This is a genomic window from Methanobacterium spitsbergense (genome assembly GCF_019931065.1).
GTDB classification, from domain to species: domain Archaea; phylum Methanobacteriota; class Methanobacteria; order Methanobacteriales; family Methanobacteriaceae; genus Methanobacterium_B; species Methanobacterium_B spitsbergense.
In genome coordinates this window covers 136,788-155,693 of sequence record NZ_JAIOUQ010000014.1, presented here as the reverse complement: position 1 = coordinate 155,693, position 18,906 = coordinate 136,788, and the positions used below count along the sequence as shown (strand labels likewise).

At 31.8% G+C, this 18,906-nt stretch carries 22 protein-coding genes; 10 read left to right on the top strand and 12 right to left on the bottom strand.

Annotated features, from left to right (window positions below; all coding sequences use genetic code 11):
• Nucleotides 1-317 precede the first annotated feature (317 nt).
• From K8N75_RS12125 to K8N75_RS12115, 3 genes are all read right to left on the bottom strand, one after another.
• The gene (locus K8N75_RS12125; protein ID WP_223792309.1) at nt 318-989 is read right to left on the bottom strand and encodes a hemerythrin domain-containing protein; all 672 of its coding nucleotides are present in this window, start codon (nt 987-989) and stop codon (nt 318-320) included.
• A gap of 359 nt (nt 990-1,348) precedes the next feature.
• Complete coding sequence (locus K8N75_RS12120) at nt 1,349-2,719, bottom strand: APC family permease (RefSeq protein WP_223792308.1); 1,371 nt, start codon at nt 2,717-2,719, stop codon at nt 1,349-1,351.
• 513 nt (nt 2,720-3,232) lie between these two features.
• The gene (locus K8N75_RS12115; protein WP_223792307.1) at nt 3,233-3,958 is read right to left on the bottom strand and encodes an epoxyqueuosine reductase; all 726 of its coding nucleotides are present in this window, start codon (nt 3,956-3,958) and stop codon (nt 3,233-3,235) included.
• A 256-nt stretch (nt 3,959-4,214) separates the two neighbouring features.
• Here K8N75_RS12115 and K8N75_RS12110 point away from each other — a divergent pair, with 256 nt between their 5' ends.
• The 4 genes from K8N75_RS12110 to K8N75_RS12095 all read left to right on the top strand — a co-directional run bounded on the left by K8N75_RS12110 (nt 4,215) and on the right by K8N75_RS12095 (nt 6,657).
• The gene (locus K8N75_RS12110; RefSeq protein WP_223792306.1) at nt 4,215-4,877 is read left to right on the top strand and encodes a DUF4013 domain-containing protein; all 663 of its coding nucleotides are present in this window, start codon (nt 4,215-4,217) and stop codon (nt 4,875-4,877) included.
• 78 nt (nt 4,878-4,955) lie between these two features.
• Complete coding sequence (locus K8N75_RS12105) at nt 4,956-5,684, top strand: hypothetical protein (RefSeq protein WP_223792305.1); 729 nt, start codon at nt 4,956-4,958, stop codon at nt 5,682-5,684.
• Between the two features lie 111 nt (nt 5,685-5,795).
• Nucleotides 5,796-6,254 (top strand): response regulator, encoded by a 459-nt coding sequence (locus K8N75_RS12100; protein ID WP_223792304.1) that lies wholly within the window; start codon nt 5,796-5,798, stop codon nt 6,252-6,254.
• 73 nt (nt 6,255-6,327) lie between these two features.
• Nucleotides 6,328-6,657, top strand: a complete 330-nt coding sequence (locus K8N75_RS12095) for a DUF5518 domain-containing protein (protein ID WP_223792303.1) — start codon at nt 6,328-6,330, stop codon at nt 6,655-6,657.
• Nucleotides 6,658-6,748: 91 nt separating this feature from the next.
• Here the strand turns inward: K8N75_RS12095 and K8N75_RS12090 are convergent, their stop codons facing one another.
• From K8N75_RS12090 to K8N75_RS12075, 5 genes are all read right to left on the bottom strand, one after another.
• The gene (locus K8N75_RS12090; protein ID WP_223792302.1) at nt 6,749-7,564 is read right to left on the bottom strand and encodes an ion channel; all 816 of its coding nucleotides are present in this window, start codon (nt 7,562-7,564) and stop codon (nt 6,749-6,751) included.
• Nucleotides 7,565-8,018: 454 nt separating this feature from the next.
• A complete protein-coding gene (locus tag K8N75_RS14150; RefSeq protein ID WP_255590968.1) occupies nt 8,019-8,144 on the bottom strand; it encodes a hypothetical protein in 126 nt (41 codons plus the stop codon).
• A 72-nt stretch (nt 8,145-8,216) separates the two neighbouring features.
• Nucleotides 8,217-8,465: a hypothetical protein gene (locus tag K8N75_RS12085; protein WP_223792301.1), complete on the bottom strand. Its 249-nt coding sequence runs from the start codon at nt 8,463-8,465 to the stop codon at nt 8,217-8,219.
• Nucleotides 8,466-8,758: 293 nt separating this feature from the next.
• The gene (locus K8N75_RS12080; RefSeq protein ID WP_223792300.1) at nt 8,759-9,667 is read right to left on the bottom strand and encodes a cation diffusion facilitator family transporter; all 909 of its coding nucleotides are present in this window, start codon (nt 9,665-9,667) and stop codon (nt 8,759-8,761) included.
• Between the two features lie 326 nt (nt 9,668-9,993).
• Nucleotides 9,994-10,371, bottom strand: coding sequence for an SNARE-associated domain-containing protein (locus K8N75_RS12075; RefSeq protein ID WP_223792299.1), 378 nt, complete (start codon nt 10,369-10,371; stop codon nt 9,994-9,996).
• 404 nt (nt 10,372-10,775) lie between these two features.
• On the opposite strand from K8N75_RS12075, the gene K8N75_RS12070 reads away from it, so the two are divergent.
• Together K8N75_RS12070 and K8N75_RS12065 are read left to right on the top strand one after the other, a co-directional pair.
• Entirely contained in the window at nt 10,776-11,192 is a 417-nt protein-coding gene (locus K8N75_RS12070; protein WP_223792298.1) for a hypothetical protein, read from the top strand.
• A complete protein-coding gene (locus tag K8N75_RS12065; RefSeq protein WP_223792297.1) occupies nt 11,189-11,398 on the top strand; it encodes a helix-turn-helix transcriptional regulator in 210 nt (69 codons plus the stop codon). Before K8N75_RS12070 ends, K8N75_RS12065 begins: the two co-directional genes overlap by 4 nt.
• A gap of 308 nt (nt 11,399-11,706) precedes the next feature.
• Here K8N75_RS12065 and K8N75_RS12060 read toward each other — a convergent pair whose 3' ends face one another.
• Both K8N75_RS12060 and K8N75_RS12055 read right to left on the bottom strand, forming a co-directional pair.
• Nucleotides 11,707-11,910, bottom strand: coding sequence for a hypothetical protein (locus K8N75_RS12060; protein WP_223792296.1), 204 nt, complete (start codon nt 11,908-11,910; stop codon nt 11,707-11,709).
• 99 nt (nt 11,911-12,009) lie between these two features.
• Complete coding sequence (locus tag K8N75_RS12055) at nt 12,010-12,723, bottom strand: class I SAM-dependent methyltransferase (RefSeq protein ID WP_223792295.1); 714 nt, start codon at nt 12,721-12,723, stop codon at nt 12,010-12,012.
• A 78-nt stretch (nt 12,724-12,801) separates the two neighbouring features.
• Between K8N75_RS12055 and K8N75_RS12050 the strand changes: the two genes are divergently transcribed.
• The 3 genes from K8N75_RS12050 (at nt 12,802) to K8N75_RS12040 (ending at nt 16,105) form a co-directional block, all read left to right on the top strand.
• Nucleotides 12,802-14,475 (top strand): ABC1 kinase family protein, encoded by a 1,674-nt coding sequence (locus K8N75_RS12050; RefSeq protein WP_223792294.1) that lies wholly within the window; start codon nt 12,802-12,804, stop codon nt 14,473-14,475.
• Nucleotides 14,476-14,594: 119 nt separating this feature from the next.
• On the top strand, nt 14,595-15,035 hold the full coding sequence (locus K8N75_RS12045; protein ID WP_223792293.1) for an Hsp20/alpha crystallin family protein: 441 nt from the start codon (nt 14,595-14,597) through the stop codon (nt 15,033-15,035).
• A gap of 401 nt (nt 15,036-15,436) precedes the next feature.
• Complete coding sequence (locus tag K8N75_RS12040) at nt 15,437-16,105, top strand: L-2-amino-thiazoline-4-carboxylic acid hydrolase (protein ID WP_223792292.1); 669 nt, start codon at nt 15,437-15,439, stop codon at nt 16,103-16,105.
• An 87-nt stretch (nt 16,106-16,192) separates the two neighbouring features.
• On the opposite strand, the gene K8N75_RS12035 is transcribed toward K8N75_RS12040, so the two are convergent.
• Nucleotides 16,193-17,227: a hypothetical protein gene (locus K8N75_RS12035; RefSeq protein WP_223792291.1), complete on the bottom strand. Its 1,035-nt coding sequence runs from the start codon at nt 17,225-17,227 to the stop codon at nt 16,193-16,195.
• 456 nt (nt 17,228-17,683) lie between these two features.
• On the opposite strand from K8N75_RS12035, the gene K8N75_RS12030 reads away from it, so the two are divergent.
• On the top strand, nt 17,684-18,217 hold the full coding sequence (locus tag K8N75_RS12030; protein ID WP_223792290.1) for a hypothetical protein: 534 nt from the start codon (nt 17,684-17,686) through the stop codon (nt 18,215-18,217).
• Nucleotides 18,218-18,443: 226 nt separating this feature from the next.
• On the opposite strand, the gene K8N75_RS12025 is transcribed toward K8N75_RS12030, so the two are convergent.
• Complete coding sequence (locus K8N75_RS12025; protein WP_223792289.1) at nt 18,444-18,857, bottom strand: hypothetical protein; 414 nt, start codon at nt 18,855-18,857, stop codon at nt 18,444-18,446.
• Nucleotides 18,858-18,906: the final 49 nt, after the last annotated feature.

Here is an 18,906-nt window from a genome sequence, read left to right as displayed (position 1 = left end):
ATTTTGCTAAAAAATTGATATGATGTGAAGTACAACTTAAGCATTTTGATTTCTTTTTCAAGTATTTAAAGAATAATTAAGCTGTCAATCAAACAAGCAAACAATCCATTAATAGAGTGGATCGCATCAATATATACATATAAGCGTTTAACAAAATATTCTGAATATGATTTAAAAGATATATGATTAGTTTTAATTTAAAATAATGTCTATAAATAGCCAAAAAATATAAACTATTTACTTTTATATATTATTTTGCCTGATACTCATTGCAATTGTCATATCATTACGATCTTAAGGATGCGGGGCCATATACATTATTTAAGTAAGAATGGTTGCATTGGTGTCCATTTATCTTTCCAATCAATGGATAAGAGTTGTTTTGCTACAATCTCTGGAGATCCTTGAGTTAATATTGCTCGATCTTCGGGAGATAAGTTATATAATACAAAGGGCATCACCAAGTATGTAGGACCAGTGTGTTCTTGAAAGAACTTTTTATCCTCTTTTTGTAATCTGATCATCTCTTCCAAATCTATGTTCAAACTTCGTATTCGTTCATATAATTGTGTATTCTCAATCTTTATATGGGGATGCCATATCTGATCTATCTTATCGAAGCCTGATTTTAATAGTTTTAGTGAGTCCAATTCGTCGTTTTCTGACGTTAAATGGTCAATTCCAGTGTTTATTTCCTGCAATCCGTCATTAAATATTTCATGTTCTGATGTTAATCGTTCATATGGTACTTCAGGTAATTTGTCTTTGAAGTAAGGAAATATCTTCTCATCTTCAGCCTGATGATGTCCATGTAAGACTGATGAAAAACTCTGAACATATTTAATGAAACCTTCACGATTTAATTTTTCTAGTGCTCCAATCTGCAAAAACTCATTAATATTCTGAAGGGACACTGCAAGGCCACGAGTCATAACTTTGTGAAAACGGATATAGTCCTCTCCTATGTTAGGCTGATTTTCATTAGACATTTAAAAACCTCTTATGTTAATAATTTATTAATAAACACTAATTGTTACAGGAATTTTTTAATATAGATGAGTCACCACCTTTAAAAAGGGAGTAAATGAACCCATATTATTTTTATATCTCACTTTTGAAGTAAATAATTATCATTTTGTATCAAAACAAATGATATATGAAGATATTTGCATGAAATTATAAAGGCGTGTTCTGTGTAATAACCTAGCATATAGTTCAGTTTTATCCGCCAATATTCAATTACATTCAAGAGTTTATTTTTTTATATTGTCAATTTTGTATTTGAGATCTTGCTCAAAAAAAATTCATAAATAACTAATTATTATTTTTTAGTTAAATATTATGTTTTTTAAATTTTGTAGTTATCATCAAATGTTCTATCTTTAATTTCCGATTGAATTTTCTTTCTAGCTTTCATTAATTCTGTTGGTTTTATTATAGATTTAATTTTTCTTCCTGTAAATTCCCTATAAGTTCTTTCAATAGCGAAAGATAATCCTACCAGCATTATTAGTATTAAAATATTAAATGGAGATGTAACTATTGTTTGCCAAACCAATGCAAAAAGGGCAGATAAACACGTAACAATGCCCAAAAATGGGATCCATCTTTTACTTGAAGTTAGTTTATGTATTTTCCAGTTAGATGCGTTCACTGCAGCGAAAATAATTAAAAAACCAGCACTCCCCATAGTAGCAAGGCCAGATATATCAAAAATATTAGCAATTATTAATGTAAGGCCGGCTGTAAGAAGTAATCCTCCGATAGGGCGATTCCAAATATCTTTTTCAAGAATAACAGGTAATTCTCCATCTTTTGCAACAATATAACTAACTCTTGCAGTCCCATAAAGAGTGGCGTTGATGGCAGAACCAGTTGAAAGAAGTGCTGCAATTGCAATCAGAGTAAATCCAAAAACTCCAAGAAATGGCTTTGCAGCAGCAGCAAGAGCATAATCTTTTGCAGCAACAATTTGATTTAATGGTAGATTTCCAACAGTAACAATTGATACGAGAACGTATAATGCTATTACAAATATGACCGTATAATAATAAGCTCTTGGAAGTGTTATTGAAGGATTTTTCACATCTTCTGCTGAATTTGCTATAAGTTCAAATCCTTCATAAGCAACAAAAATTATCATTCCCCCTGCAACAAGCGAAATAAAGGGAGCCCAAGTAGATGGTTGTAATTGACCAGTATTTACGCTCCAAATTCCAACTAATATGAAAAGCATTAAAATAGAAATTTTAAAGGCTACAATCCATTCTTCAGCTTTTCCAACAGTTCGAGCTCCTAACACATTTAGCCCAGTCATTAAAATGATAATACTTGTGATTCCAATATGTCTCCATAAAGCCTGAGAATCTACTGGGAAAAAGCTTGATAGGTAACTTCCAAAGGCAAATGCATACAATGATATCATTACGATATAACTTAAAAAAAGCAATACATTTAACCCTCCGGTAATTAGTCCTGGGCCAAAAGCTTGATCAAGAAATTCAACTGTTCCTCCCTGGCTTGGGTAAGTTACAGATAATTTTGCATAGGAATAAGAAGTAATTAAAGCTACAATACCTGCTAAAGCAAAAGCAATATATGTTCCTCCTCCTGAAAGCTGTACAGCCAATCCCAAGACTGCAAAAATACCTCCGCCCACCATTCCACCAATACCAATGGAGATTACAGCTAATAATCCTAATGGTCCTTTTTTTGCCATTTAAAACCTTCCCTAAATTTGAGATAAATATCCATTGTAAATTAAATTATTTATAAACGTCAAATCCTTCTCTTGTGAAAATTATAGAAATTTACTTTTAAATATATTATGAAAAATGTTGATAAAGCTTCTGCCCAGATTATACCAGCTAAATACTAGCCCCACCATATTATAATATTCCATAAACAGTTGTAAAATGGTTTATAGGAATGTCTAAAATGGTATATAATTCCAAAATACGCCAAAACCAGTGCAACAATATATCCAAAACATAATGCTTCCAATTAACCGTTTTTTTAACCAGACAAATTTATAGGAAATAAACAATATTAGTATTATTTTACTAACTCAAGATTAAATTTATTTAAATTTTTTTGGAATCATTATTAGTTATTCCTACTTTTTTTGTTGTGAGATCATTAACATTCCATTCAACAATTGGATACTTATCAAATTAATAAAGGTGTGTTGCCTGCATATTTTATAGAATAGTGGCAAGAATACCATTTCTTGTTACTTCTTCGTTATTAAATTTAGCTTTGTAGGATTGCTATATTCACAAGGAACCGCAGTTTGACATTTACCACATCCATATCTTGACTTATTTAATTCAAGAATTTTATCCAGATGATGAGAACAAGATCCCTCATCTTTATTGTTTTCAGTTATTGCTCGAGGCGGACACCGGTTAATGCATGTGCCACATTTAGAACAATACTCCTCTACTTCTTGATACAGACGTGGTTTAGGTTCAAGTTCCAAATCCACAATAACACTACCAATACGGCCTGCAGTCCCAAAATTGGTGATCAATGAATGACTCAAACTGAACGTCCCGAGCCCTGCAATGAAAGCAACATGGCGTTCTGACCAATTACTTATATAATTATTGATAGTAAAACGTTTATCTAGAGCAGGAGCCAGTGCCTTTCCCTCTACTACTTCTATTTCATCAATGATTAAAAGTCGTACCGCATCATTAAACATTTCCCCTTCACAACGCCCATAAAGCCATTCTTTAGATGGTAGCCCTTCCAACCGATTAGAACTGCGAATCTCTTCTGTAAACGGTAAAAAGTAAGAAATAACTGAATTTGCTTCGGATAACCATTCTTTTGGTGTTAAATGATCTGGCCCAACTACATTTGGTTCTTTCATTATTTCCCAGAGCTGATCAGATGCTCCTGCTACTCCAAGCAACGGAGGATCATATATCTGCATCATATCAAACTCGTCCACAAAATTCTGCTCGCTGTTTTGAATAAAATCAGCTATAGTTTCTTCAAGCTTGTGTAAGAACAATTAATCCCTCCCAATAAAAGTTTTCTAAAATAGATTAAGTATTTATTGCTATATATGGATTTTATTCTACTTGCCTCATGAATTTCTCTTTTTTATTCTTTTTTGATTAATTTGATTCACATTTCCTTAATCTAACTTCATTATATTCAAATATTAAGAGCCTTTATATTATAATTAACATTAAGGTGAGAAAATGAATATTATTGGAAACATAAGTGATTCTCTGCAATTTCCCATTAAAAATTGGGTAAAGATGATCATACTAGGAATAATTTTGATAATTCCAATCGTGAACTTTATTGGCCTGGGATATTATTTAAGAATTATAAAATCAACTTTAGCTGGTTTAGATGAACTTCCAAATTTTTTAGGTGTTGGAGAACTGTTTATTGATGGTATAAAACTTTTAATAGTCGGTATAATCTACGCAATTGTACCCTTAATTTTATATGCACTCTCATTTGCCTTTCCAGGCCCGATATTTCTCATAATTGCCATTATTTCTGCCATAATAATCAGTATATTTGCATATATGGGCATGGCTAACATGGCTTACTATAACAGTGAAATAGGTGCGGCATTGAGATATCGTGAAATACTAGATAGAATTACAGCAATTGGATGGGGAAAATACATGCTTTGGTGGATAATAATGATGATAATTATAACAGGTGCAGGATCTATCATTGGTATAGTTGGAGGAATTCTGTTATTCTTTGTCGGGGGTTTCCTTGTCTTTTTATTGGGATATAGCTACTTAGCAATATTCCAAGCAAGATCCATTGCATTGATATTTGCTTCAAGCGAAAATACAAGATATATGAACAAGAAGAACCATGCACGATTGAATAATTAAATCAATTTTATAATGATTTCTTATATGGGGGGTGTTTAAATTAAATATAAATGGATATTATTAATTCTAATACTTACTATGATATTAGGTTTAAATTCGGGATGTGTAGCTGCATCAGCGAATTCAACCACTACTCCAACTAGTTCAAATTATATCGTGGGTTATTATATTAACCCAAATGTAACACCCATATCAGAAATCGATTTCAACGCCTTAAAAAGCGCCGGAATAACAGATATATACGTTTTAGTAACAAATAAAAATTATTCACCAGTACTATCAGAAGCCCAACAAAAAGCTAACGCTGTGGGAATAAGAACCAACGCGTGGGTATATCCAGGGTTCAATTATGCCTCAAAAGTCGCACAGATGAGAATAGGAGTTCAATTAGATGTGGAAACATATAATATGCCCAAATATCTTTTACAAATTCTCGCCATGAGATTAGACACCTATGGAGAAACATTTTCAGTTACTGTTAAACCCGATGGATGGGACGGAAACCAATACTACTATCTAATTGCACCCTTATGCGACTACATAGTCCCCCAACTCTATGTAGGTGAATACCAAAAAGGAATAACCAATCTAACAAACAGGATTAAAATCTACAACCAAATCTACAACATCTACAATATCCTTTTTCCAGGAAAAATTGTTGCAGGACTTGAAACATACCAATCCGATAAAACTGCAACTCCCAAGAATACAACTACACTATCAGCAGAAATCAAAGCTGTACAACCATATACACAGGGAGTAATTCTATTCAGGTATGGATTATCCAACTTCAATGGTTTAGAATAAATCATGCAATGGATCCATCAACCATCATCTCCTAAATTAAATTATTAAATATAGGAAAATTAATAAAAAACTAATCCTACCCAGTACATACACTGTAACTGGTTGATAATGATGGCAGATATTAAAATTCTCCTGGTAGAAGATGACAAAATAGAGGCATTGGGTATTAAACATATACTGGAATCATTAGATTACGAAGTTTCTATAATTAAATCACATGAAGAAGCAATAGATGAATTCTTCAACATTATACCCGATTTTATTTTGATGGACACTGTCCAGAATGGAGATAATACCGCAAATAAACTTTCTTCTATGATTAAAAAATTGAATATACCCATTATTTATTTAAATGCTCCTTTTGAAGAATCTAAAACACAAAATATAGGAAATAAAGAACCTCAGGAATATATAAATAACCCATGCGATCCAATTGAACTAAAATGTGCTATTGAACTAGCAATTTATAAAAATCAAGTGGAAAACGAATTAAATGAAAGTGAGGGCAGGTTCAGGAGTTTAGTTGAAAATGTGGAAGATGTTTTTGTGCGTTATGACTTGATCACTTGAAACAACTTAATAGCTAACTATACTAAAATCCAAAGACCATGATTTATTTTTAAATAAAATATTGGGTGTTGAAATGAACTTAAACTGGAGGGTAATGGGCATTGTATTTGTGGTTACATTAATCATTGTAATGCTTACTGGAAATTACCTTCCAAAGGGTGTTGGTTTTTTAGGGCCAATACTAGGCGGGTTAATTGCAGGTTATTTGGTTGGTGGGAATTATACCGATGGAATTGTTAATGGAGGAATTCCTGTAGGTTTAGCCGGACTCTTATACTCTACTGGGATTTTGGCTATTAATGGAAACACCATAACCACAACGTTGAATACTCTAATTTACAATGTATCACATGTAGAACTCTTGGTTAGTGTGATATTTGCAAGTTTCCTATTTTATTTGTAATGGGAATGATTGGTGGACTTATAGGTTTTGCATTTAAGGAAAGAAAAATTATTTGGGAAATATTGAGTTGATCAAAATTTAGGGTGAGTATTTATTTTTTGTTTTCATCAATTTTTTTCTCGATTTCATCCATTCTCTCCAGTATCTTGTCGAGTTTTTCTTCGTAGTTGTCGAATCTTTTTTTGAATCCCTCGGTATTCTTTCCAACTTTTTCAATGGCCTTTCTACTTTCCTTTCTAAAGAGATCTATGAATGAATATGCAAGTGTGGCTGTAACAAGACTCACATATGACATTCCAGTTAATATTACTATAACCCCTATTATGTGGCCTATTGCTGTTACAGGAACTATATCCCCATAGCCCGTGGTTGTCATGGAAACAATTGAATACCATATTGCAGAGTCATAACTTGTGACAGTGGGGTTCACTCCTTTTTCAACTAAGTAAAATATGTAGGAGCCCAATATCAAGATTAAAAAGAGTATAACAGTTGCATAGTCCAATTTTGTTTTTTGGGGATATCTTCGAACTCCCCTTGATGTTGTTTGAAGGACTTTTATTAGTGCAAAAAGCCTTATTATCCCTATCAGTCCAATGATTATGTTAATGTCAAATAACTGTAACAAATTAAAGCTTATGAAATACAATGGAATTCCTGCTATGATGAATGCCCAGTTATTTCTAAGGAAGTTGTCCTTTCCCTGATCCCCTTTGATTATCCTGAAAAACACCAGATCAAAGATGATTAAAATTCCAATTGCAACGTCCCAGATACCAAAGGTGTATACAGAAGTACTTGTTATGCTTGCTACAAATCCTATGGATATCAGGATCAGAAATAAAAGTTCCAGGAGTATTAAAATTGATAATATAGCTTCAAATATTATTCTATAGTGTCTATCCATTTTTATTTCACCCTATGAAACCATTCAAATAAATTTCATATTATATGTTTTATCTCTTATTTTGTAACTATTTTATCATCTTTCTTAACAATAATCCAATCCATTATGGATGTGATGATAGATCCTACATTTGCCGAATTGGATATTTAAATGATCCTACAAAATGAACTAGAAGGTTCTCTAAACAATGAGTTTGAAATTGTTCTGTGTTGGTAGCAATTTTTTAATAATAAACAAAATGAATAAATTTAGTTTTACACTTGCAAGATATGACTAGTTTTCGTAATAATAGTCACTGATTGTTCAACTATTTATTTTTTTATTCTCGCTTTAATTCAAAACAGTTCAGTATTTTAGAATGTCAAAAACAGGAAATTGTATAATAATATAAAAATTTGTAATAATAGAATTCTAAAAAAAAAGTTTCATATTCAACATAGAAAAAAATAAAGAATTAAATCTTGAAGCTTTTTTTGAGTTCGTCTCTAGCTCGTTTCTCTATTTCTTTTCCGCCTTTATCTTGAACCTGCTTTTGCAGTTCTTTCGTAGCCTTTTTAATAACTGAATCAAGTAGTCCCATATTTTTATCTCCTTAAAGATTCATTTATTATTTCGTGAAGAAAAATTCCAACCTAGAGGATTATATTCGAAATTAATATCTGTTATTCCTATTGATTAAGTCTCTTAAATGGTTGAATTGTCTTTCGAAGTCATTTAATCTATCGCTTAGTTCTTGGTTTTTTGTACGCAAGTCTTCCATGTCTCTAGTCATTCTGTAGATTAGTTCATCAATCTCGGAACCCCCAGAAGTTCTTCCAGAGGTTCTTCCTGTAGCCATTCCAGTAGCTTGTTTTTGAACTTGGTCCACTGCACTATCCATAATTTTTTTTGGATCAAACATTTTCATTTCACCTCTATTTTTAGTAAACATTTCTATTTTTTTACTAATTCTTTATCGTATGTATTTATTAGTTTAATAATATGATTTAGTTAGAAAATAAACTTTTTATTGTTTTGTTTCTAGTTTAGTCAAACCTGTTGATGGTGTTTGATGTTTAAAGATTGCTTTGTTCATAGAAAGTATAAATTTCATCCAAAATATTTTAGTTAATTAATGTTACTATTTGTTTATAATATATAAAGTTTATCATTAGAAAATTCTTTTTTTTGAAGTATTATACTTATTTTCGGTGCTTATTTAATTTCACATTTGTCTTCAGTTGGGCACGTATGAACTGTGACCATTTTTATGATTTCTATTTTGTTAATAATTAATTCTTCTACTTTATGTGCGATTTTATGGCTTTCTTGAAGATTTAAATCTTTATCTAGTTCAATATGTAGTTCTGCGGAAGAATATGGACCCATATTATTTATTTTAACATCATGAACGCCTTTAACATCTTTTAAAGATAATACTACTGATTTAACATCTTCAACTATTAATGGATAAGGTAGTTTACCCATTATCGAGTTTACATTATCACATGCTAGCTGAAACGCAGTTTTAAGAACCATGAAAGCGATAAATATTGCTACTATCGGATCTAGGAACGTGAATCCAAATCTGGAGCCAATTACCCCTATTAGAACAGCAGCACAAGAGAATATGTCAACTGACTGGTGACGGCCGTCAGCAATTAGAACTGGACTATTAATCCTTTTCCCGGTTTTAACTAGATAATTAGTCATAGCATAATTTATAAAAATACCAATTAACGCCATAACCGCAGCAATTAAACCTGGTGGTGTCATGGCTTCCCCTAACATAAATTTCTTATAGACTTCAGAGAGTATTTCAAAGGCCACTATTCCTAAGAATACTACAATTATAAGTCCGACTATCGGTTCTGCCCTTCCATGTCCATACAAGTGTTCTTCATCTGCAGGTCTCATTCCAATTCTAAATCCCACATAAGCCATTAATGATGTGATAACATCAGATAATGTGTGGGTCCCCTCCGCAACCAAGGCAGTACTACCTGATAGAAAACCCACCAAAAAATTGAACATAGTGAGAAATATATTGCCAAATATGGCTACAAATGACGCCTTTCGGCCTACTTTTGCTCTAATATCTACATTTTGCAATTTGTTCACCACCGTGAATCGCTATAAAAAGTTAATGGAAAAATTTGAATAAAGATTTTAACTTCCTATTCTGCTTTTTCATTTTTTGAATTTCTTTTTATAAATAAAGTAAGTAATTAATGCTATTATAATCAGCGCAAGGCTGATTTCCTCTAGGTATGATATTTCGTTTGCTGCTGTTTGATATAAGCTTCCAAATTGCCATCCAATAAATCCAAGCAAAAATGCCCTTACAAGTGTTCCTAAAAATGTTATTATAATATATTTTTTGAGATCAAATCGAATAAAACCGCTAAATGCACTTATAGCTACGCTTGGAATTATAGGAACAGCCCTAACTATGTAAATAATATTATCTCATCTGAATGACTATTTTCAAACTTCTTCTCTGCCTTTTCTATATCTTCCCAAGAAACTCCTAAATATTTACCCCAACGCTCTAAAAATGGTTTTCCAGCAAAATAAGCTATGGTATAAATGAAAAGGGAACCAATAGTCACCCCTAAAGAAGCTGGCAGCACGATGTTAATGAAAAGCTTTAAAAACGCATCTGGAGAAATACTAACGCCCTTTAAAACAATGAAACTAGTACCCATTATCACTAATGTAGATGGTATTGGGGCGATTATTTCTTCGATAATACTGGCTATGAAAACTCCTAAAGGCCCGTAAACTATTAGAATATTCTCTAAGTATAAAATAACCTCAGCAAACAAGTTTTTTTCACCTTACAACTTAATTATGTCATAATCATAATTTATTACAATAATAGATGTTTATAAGAAAACTAAGTTTAAACAGCATGATATAAAAAGGTAGCAGTTACTCATAGATACTGATAATAATACATATTTATTTTTTTGACAATCTTTTGAATCAGATTAAAGAGTATTATATTATTTAGCAACGAATTTGGAGACAAATTATAATACTACCTTATTCTACTCCCTTAACGTTTTGAAAGGCTATTCAATCTATGCCTATATCAAAATAGGCCACTATATTGTTTTATTGATTATTAATTATAACTAAAAGTTTAAATAGTATATATTAGAATTACATAACATAATGATAGAATTTAATATCATTATGTTATAAATATATATTGATGGTGGAATTAATGAATAAAAATAAAATGAATAATAAAAGTACTGATCCATATAATGTAAACAGAGGATTGATCTGGATAGGATCTATAATATTACTGATATGTGCAGTTTATATGATAATATTGAAGACATTAAACGACTTCATTACCATAGCAGTACTTATAGGTGCACTAATTATCATAACCAGCTTCTTCTCCTACATTGGTATGGACAATCCAAAAGATGAACGACTAATGAAATTAGGAACTACCTCGGCAACATGGTCTTGGTTCACAACTCTAGGATTCATTTGCTTCCTTATTTTCAGTGGATTTTATTCTAATCGTCAGTTCCAACCTACTGAAATATTTGGACTGGTGATTTTTGTCATGGTCAGCACAATGCTGGTGACGAATACTTACTTCAACCTAAAGGGCGATGTGGAATGAAAACCCGCATGAAAGAATATCGCGCAAGATACAACCTTACTCAAGCCCAACTAGCTGAAAAAGTAGGAGTTAGAAGAGAAACCATTGTTTTCTTGGAGAAAGGAAAGTACAACCCTTCCCTAAAATTAGCACATGATATAGCCAAGATTCTTAGAGTAAAAATAGAAGATATATTTATCTTTGAAAATGACGAAAAAAAGGATTAAGATAATCTAATTTTCATATTCATCTCATTAATCCTTACATAAAAATGATTCTAATGGAGAAAATAATGAAACGAGAATTTGTAACTTGCCTTAACTGTATTAATCCATTAATAAATTTGTTTAGCTTCTTGGTTCCTCTTTGTAACCGGGTGATCTATCGTGTGTATGGCTTGTTGTTTGTGTATCTACCCATTTTCCACAAATGGGACAATTTCCATATCTATGATATACTTGTACGGGGCTGGGGTGGTATTCTTGGCATTGTCAGGGATTTAATTGATAAAAAATTTTGAATAATATTTCTATAACTATTCGTGGGGGTGTATTGTGTTGTCAAAGGTTGTACATTTTGAGATACCTGAGATGATCCTGCAAGGGCTAGTGAACTGCCCCATGGTTTGTATGGGGTTTCCTGCGAGTGCACCATTTAGTGATGGGACTGTTTGTCGCAGATTATCAATGAATTGTTGATAGGCTGTCCACAGGCCATTTTGTGATAGGAAACATAGCATGATATTTATGCTGCTGTTTTTATCAAGAGTGGTTAGTCATGTGGTAGTTAAGAAATATAATGAGTGACTAATGTAGAATCATTTTTCCAATTTCTTTTTTTATTCAGATTTTTTACAGTAGAAGATTTCCCTTCCAAACTGGTCTTTAAAAGTTTTAGATTCAAATCCTGCATTTTTAATTAGTTCTACCCACTTAACCCGTTCAAACAGGCCTAATATATGTCTTTCATGTTCTGTTTTTATTTTTCCGTTTGCATCTCTGAGTATGTATACATAGTCTGCATTATACTGTGTATCTGATTCATCAGGATCCCACTGCCATAACAGGTATCTCACTGCTTTTTCAGGTCCATCACTCCCACCATGTTCTGTGAGACTGTTAAATGTTTCTTTCATAAAGTCCGGACAGATTAATGCCGCTCCACCATGATTTAGATGTGCATATGCAGTTTCCAATGCAAGTTTGAGATCAATTTCATTGTTCATGTACATGATTGCATCGTGTATAAAAATGGAATCAAATTTCTTATCCAATTGTATGGTACGCATATCACCTAAAATATGACTGCATTCCGGGTTTAATTCCCTGCTTAAGTTGAGCATATTTTCTGACATATCTACTAATGTTAGATCATACCATTTCTTTAGATAAAATGCATTGTGTCCACTGCCACATCCCAATTCCAGCATGGTTTCTGGTTTTAAATTTCTATCAAATATTTTATGGAAAAATTCTGCTTCTTCCCTGTACTCCTCCAGCGGAGTTAACAGCCTGTACCAGTCGTTTGAAAGTTCTTTGTAGAGTTTGTTCATAAAGTCATCTTCGAATGTAAAAAGGGATTATTTAAAGTTTAATAAATTTTATATGATTTAACTCTAATATATATTATAATGAACTTCAGGCGGTTCGATAATAAAAGACCTGATTTTGAAAGACTTGAAGAAATTTTTGCTGTTTTGGCCAAGTATGAATTTATTGATATTGTAAAAAAAACTGGCCTTAAAAATACCTTCGGTCGGATTTTTCGTTCCAGAAAAAATTTTGTGGAAGAGTTAGATGCTTCAGCTCCAGAAAGGATTCTTCTTGTTTTTGAAGAATTGGGAACAACTTTCATTAAATTTGGACAGATATTAAGCATGCGTCCTGATATTGTTGGTGTTGACATAGCCAATGAGCTTGCTAAATTACAGGATAATGTACCTCCAGACTCTTTTAAATCCATTAAAAAGGAAATTGAAAACGAATTGGGAAGACCTCTAGATGAAATATTTCAAAAATTCTATGAGGTTCCCATTGCTTCTGCATCCATTGCCCAGGTCCATATGGCCATACTCCATGACGGCACCAGGGTTGCTGTTAAAGTTCAAAGACCCAACATCATAGACCATATAAAAAAAGATCTGATAATAATGCGGTATCTTGGGGGTTTACTCGAGAGAAGGATCTCCAATTTAAAATATTACAATATCAGCGGTGTTATTGATGAATTTGAAAGGGCAATCATAAAAGAACTGGATTTTGAACTTGAAGCCCGTAACATGGAAAAATTCGGTTCCTACTTTGAAAATAACAGCCATATATGTGTTCCTAAAAACTATAAACATTACTCCACCATCAGGGTTCTTACAATGGATTATGTCAAAGGAGTTAAGATCACTGAAATTGAGGGATCTGGTGTTAAGGCCGATGGCCCGACACTTGCTAAGTTAGGGGCTGAATGTTATTTTATTCAGATCTTTAAGTATGGATTCTTCCATGGAGACCCACATCCGGGAAATTTACTTGTTAAAGATGGGAATGTTCTATGTTTTATTGATTTTGGAATTATGGGCCATTTAGATATGGATTTTATTAGTATCCTTATGGAATTGTTTGTTTATATTTTTGACAACGATGTTAACGGAATAATAAATCAACTGCTCTACATGGAAATTATTGATGATAGCATTGACATTCAGAGTTTGAAGTATGATTTAATCGATCTTTTAGACGAATTTTATGGTGCTGAAATTCAGAATATAGGTGGATTTATCAATGAATTTTCCGCTCCAGATCTAATAGAAAAATACAAGATCCAGCTTCCAAAGGACTTTATATTGCTGGGTAAGGTTTTAAATCTGTTGGATGATATTGGTCTTGGTCTGGATCCTAATTTCAACTTGATTGATGTTGCAGAACCTTTAATCCAAAAGTTGTTGGCAAAACGTTTGAATCCATTGAATATTTTAAATTATAAAACCCAGTACCTTTTTGAATTGCAGCATATCAGTAAAGATTTGCCTAGAACAATTAGCCAAACACTTCTTAAGGCTAAAAAGGGTGAAATTGGAATTGAAATGAGGCTTGAAAGTTTAGATAAATTTTCAATAAAACTCGATAAAATGGTTGACAGGATATCAATAGCACTGATTATATCGTCTTTGATTGTTGGTTCATCGTTAATTCTCCAGTCTGGAAGGGGTGTTCCAATCCCGGCGCTTGGTTTTTCAACAATTGGATCTATAATCTTTATAATCGCCACAATACTAGCTATTATTCTCGTTGTTAATATCTTAAGAAGATAGTAGAAGTAATTACACATTCTACTTCTTTATGCGTTTTTTTGTATATGGGAAATTATTATAAATTTGTAGTTACATAATTAATATTATATTAAAAATAGGATGATATGGAGTGTAATAAAATGAAAAAAAGAGATCATGTTTTGGAAATGAAAGATTTTATTCAGAAGATGATGGATGATACTGCTGCAACCTTGGAAGGTATGAGAAGTGAAGTTGAAACCAAGATTGTCGACTATACATTTGTGCCTGGCAGGGATATTATAGAGACAAATGATGAAATTATAGTAAATATTGCACTGCCTGGTATTAAGAAAGAAGATATTACCCTGGATCTATCTGAGAAATATCTTAAAATTGAAGCAAAATTCGACACCGAACAAAATATACAGGGTTCTTATGTGACCTTAACAGATAAAAGGACTGGTGTTGTTAAGCGAAATATAAAATTACCTAAAAAGGTTATTCCAAAAGAATCCTCTGCTAAATTTGAAAATGGTGTTCTAAAAGTTGAGGTATCTAAATTAGAAAAGGAAGAAAGACACAGAGTCATTATCGAATAAAATTTATTCCTCCTTTTTTTAATTACAATAATTTTTTTATTCAGTGTTATTAATTTGATCATTACTTGACCATTTGGATTAAAATAAAAAGTATTTATATCTGATTTTTATATTACTTTACAAATCTATTCATTCCATAAAATTAAGACAATATTAAGTTCTTATTTTATATTTAAAGAGAATTTACAATTTGTGCATGATTTGGGTGTGATTTGGGAAAATCCACTTAAGTAACAATTGAGTATGTAGATAATGTTGTGTGTTTTTAAAACCACAACAACCCCCAATATTAAAACCCCGATTTTGTTTCCCCAGGTAAAATCACCTCCTATTTATTTAGTTTTTTGCCTGGGGATAACATTAATCAATGACAATAATAAATTCTATTTTAGGTGTTTCTCATGCAACAAAATGATTATTACATTTCAAAAAAAACTGAATTGTTAAAAAATTTCAAGGAATTTGCCCAGAGAATTAAGGTTTTTTTAACGGCTGAATATGGTGAAGAATTTTCCAAGGAAGTGATTGCTGAAATGATAACGGATTATGAAAATATTATCCCTGAAATTCCATACATTGGTGGGGAGGATAATCCAATGACACAAAACTTGTTATCATCTATTAATTATCTGATTGTATATGGTGTTTTAAAAAGGAACGATAAAAACCTTGAGAAAATAGGAAATATCTGTTATAAACAGGAAAATGAATTTTTAAAGACCCATAATGATGAAATTTTTCCAATAACCCATCCTGATGCTAGGGATCTCTTAAAATATTTGGCTGAACAGTCTGGTGCATATCCCGAGGATTTTGTTTATGAAATTGTTGAGGGTGAAGGATTTGATGTTGGTCTGGACTTTACTCAATGTGCCATTTGCAAATTTTTTCACAAGAAAAATGCAGACGAATTCCTACCTTACCTTTGCGCCATGGATATCCCCATGAGTGAATATGGCAATTTAGGATTACATCGAACAAAAACCCTTTCAGACGGTTTTAATGTTTGTGACTTCAGATATAAAGCCGGCAGAAATACCAGTGTTGCATCAAAAGTAATTAAAAGATGATGTTCTATTAACACATTTCATATTTAAATTTCCATTTATCCTAAAAAAATATTATTTTAAGAAAATTTGAAAGAATTTATAAATCTCTTAAAATGGAACAAACGATGTGAAGAATTCATACCAGTTTTTTAGGTAATAATATATATCTGACTGTAAAGTGGGATGTATATCATCTTTTTTTATTGTTAATGAGTTTATAACTTGGTTATAAGCAGTTTCTGTGCCGGGTTCAAAACCTACTTCCAACATGGCATTAGGATTTAACTCTATAAGAGCACTGGGTTTTGGTTGAAAATTTTCAGTAGCTTGAGTGTTGGTTTTTGCGTTTCTTCCCGCTATTGTGGTGATATTACCTTGAAGATCTGCTTCACTGGGAGCACTATCGGTAATGGTGATACCATCACTTTCATTCTGTGACATATCCCCTCTCTCAGAGAGCTTCCCTTCACTTGCTGTTATATCCCCTACTATTCCTGTTTCGTTGTATATTGTTATTTGAATATGGTTATCTGTGGAATCATCGGATACTGTTAAGTTTTGAGGATAGTTGAACTTGACCCATTGATTTTCAAATGTCCCACCTGTATTGGTGGAGATATTTTGAATTTCCCTATTTTCTTTGCTCTGAAGAGGATTAGCCTTTGTATTATCTTTTTTAATGGTTAAAGTATCCATAATCTGGTTGAATGTGTTTCTACTTTGAGGTTCCAGGATTATATCTAAGGTGGAATCTTCTGATAGGTATATGGCTGCGCTTGGCCTTAGGATCTGTTCTCCAGCCGGCCCTATATCGAAGTCATAATCTTTTAATGTTTTTCTTCCCGCTGTTGTTGTTAAATTGGACTCTGGTAGGCTGCCATATCTATCGATATTTACACCATCATCGTATATTGCACCAATCAATTCTGTTCCATTGTAAATTTCAATATGTATATGATCATTATTAGAAGCATCATCCAATGTTAATTCTGGAGGATAATTGAACTTTAACCATTGGTTTTCAAATGAACCACCCGTATCATAAACAATTTTTGCATTATCACCAGGTAGATATTTTACTAAAACGAGCATACCAAGGATAATTAATAAAATTACAAAAACTAGATTACGTGTTTTATTCATACTCAAAACCTCGGATTAACATTTAATATAGAAATATAGATACATACGTCAAAAAGTTAGTTAGGTCTCAGTTATTTTTCATTTGATGGTTATTAATTTAAAATGTTAAATTTAATTATAAATTTTTTGTATTAACAGGAGGTAAGTTGTTAGATATATTTTGATATTCTGTTTTGGTGTTTATTTTAAGGCTATTTTTAAACTCCTTTTCTTTTTAATATATTCTAGCATCTTATGTTAAATTTCTTTTATTACCTATATTCCTCCCCTATTTTTCCAGATTTTGGATATTTATGGTTATTTTGGTTAATAGGATGATATTTTTCTTTTTTATTACTTCTTGGTTGTAATACATAACTTAATATACTTGATAGAACAAAGATGAATTAGAGTGTTATAGGGTGAATGTGCACTTGTATCAAAATTTGTATTAACTTGTATAGGAGGGAGAAGTAGATGAAAAATGGTATGGTTTTAATAATAGTTTTTATTTCAGTTATAATTTTATTAGTTGGTTCAGCATCTGCTGCAACTAGTGTTAATTCAATTTCTACTCAAAAAATAGTTAAAAATACTGATAATAATGTTTTATATTCTACACCCGTAACCCACTCTGTAAGCAATGTTAAAAGTACCGTCAAAAAATCTGTTTCAACAACAGCTAAATATCGTCTTATAAATTCTGGAGCCAATAAAATATATTGGAAAGAACGCGGTGGTATCTTCTCATATTCCTGGAAAACATATCAATCAACTCAGGGCAGTATAATTGTTAATGTTCATTACAAAACAAAAACAAATTCATGGAATGGAAAATATTCCATTACCAAAGTGTCTAAAAATAGGTTAAAAATTGTTAACACAAGTCCTGAGGTCAAATTTTATTCAGGACATCCATCAGAAACATCCTATGTAAGTACAAATTTAACACCTGCAAAATATTACTGGAGGATTGCTCTAGGTCTAATAAATAATGGAGGATATTTCTAATATCCACCATTAATTCCCTTTTTATTTTAATAGTACTGGAATTGAAGTTATAATATAAATTTTTATTTTAGAATTTTTTATATATTCTAACAATTCGTAAAGCATGTTAATTAGACATTTAAGTTTAGAATGGTAAAACTATAAATGCCGGAACATTATTTAAATCTGTGTTTAATTGATCTTGCTTAATAGAACTGTTTTATCATGTTATTTTTCAGAGTGATAATTATTCTACTGTTAACATGCTGGTGCTTGTGCTTCCAGAATAAGTTTGATCCTCCTGGAACTTTGCATTAATCGGATAAGTTCCGCTACTTTGATATATGTAATAATATAATAAGGCATATCCACTTGTGCTTGTTACTGCAATGTATATATTTGAATCACTATCAACATTAAATGCTATAATCTTATTAGACAGTGGTTTTCCATGGTTATCTGTTAAATATGCCTTAATAAAAACATAATGATGAGTTGATCCATGAATGTTGTTAACTGTTAGATCTGTGGGTATACCATTAGTCCCAGCTGGTATTGTGCTATATCCTGATTGCAAGATGTTGTTATTACCCATAGATAATGCCAGAATCATTCCTACAATAAATACTAAAATAAAAATTTTATTGTTTATTATTTTCACTTTATCACCATTCCCATGCTTTTTGTTTGTCTACCAAATCCAAATCATG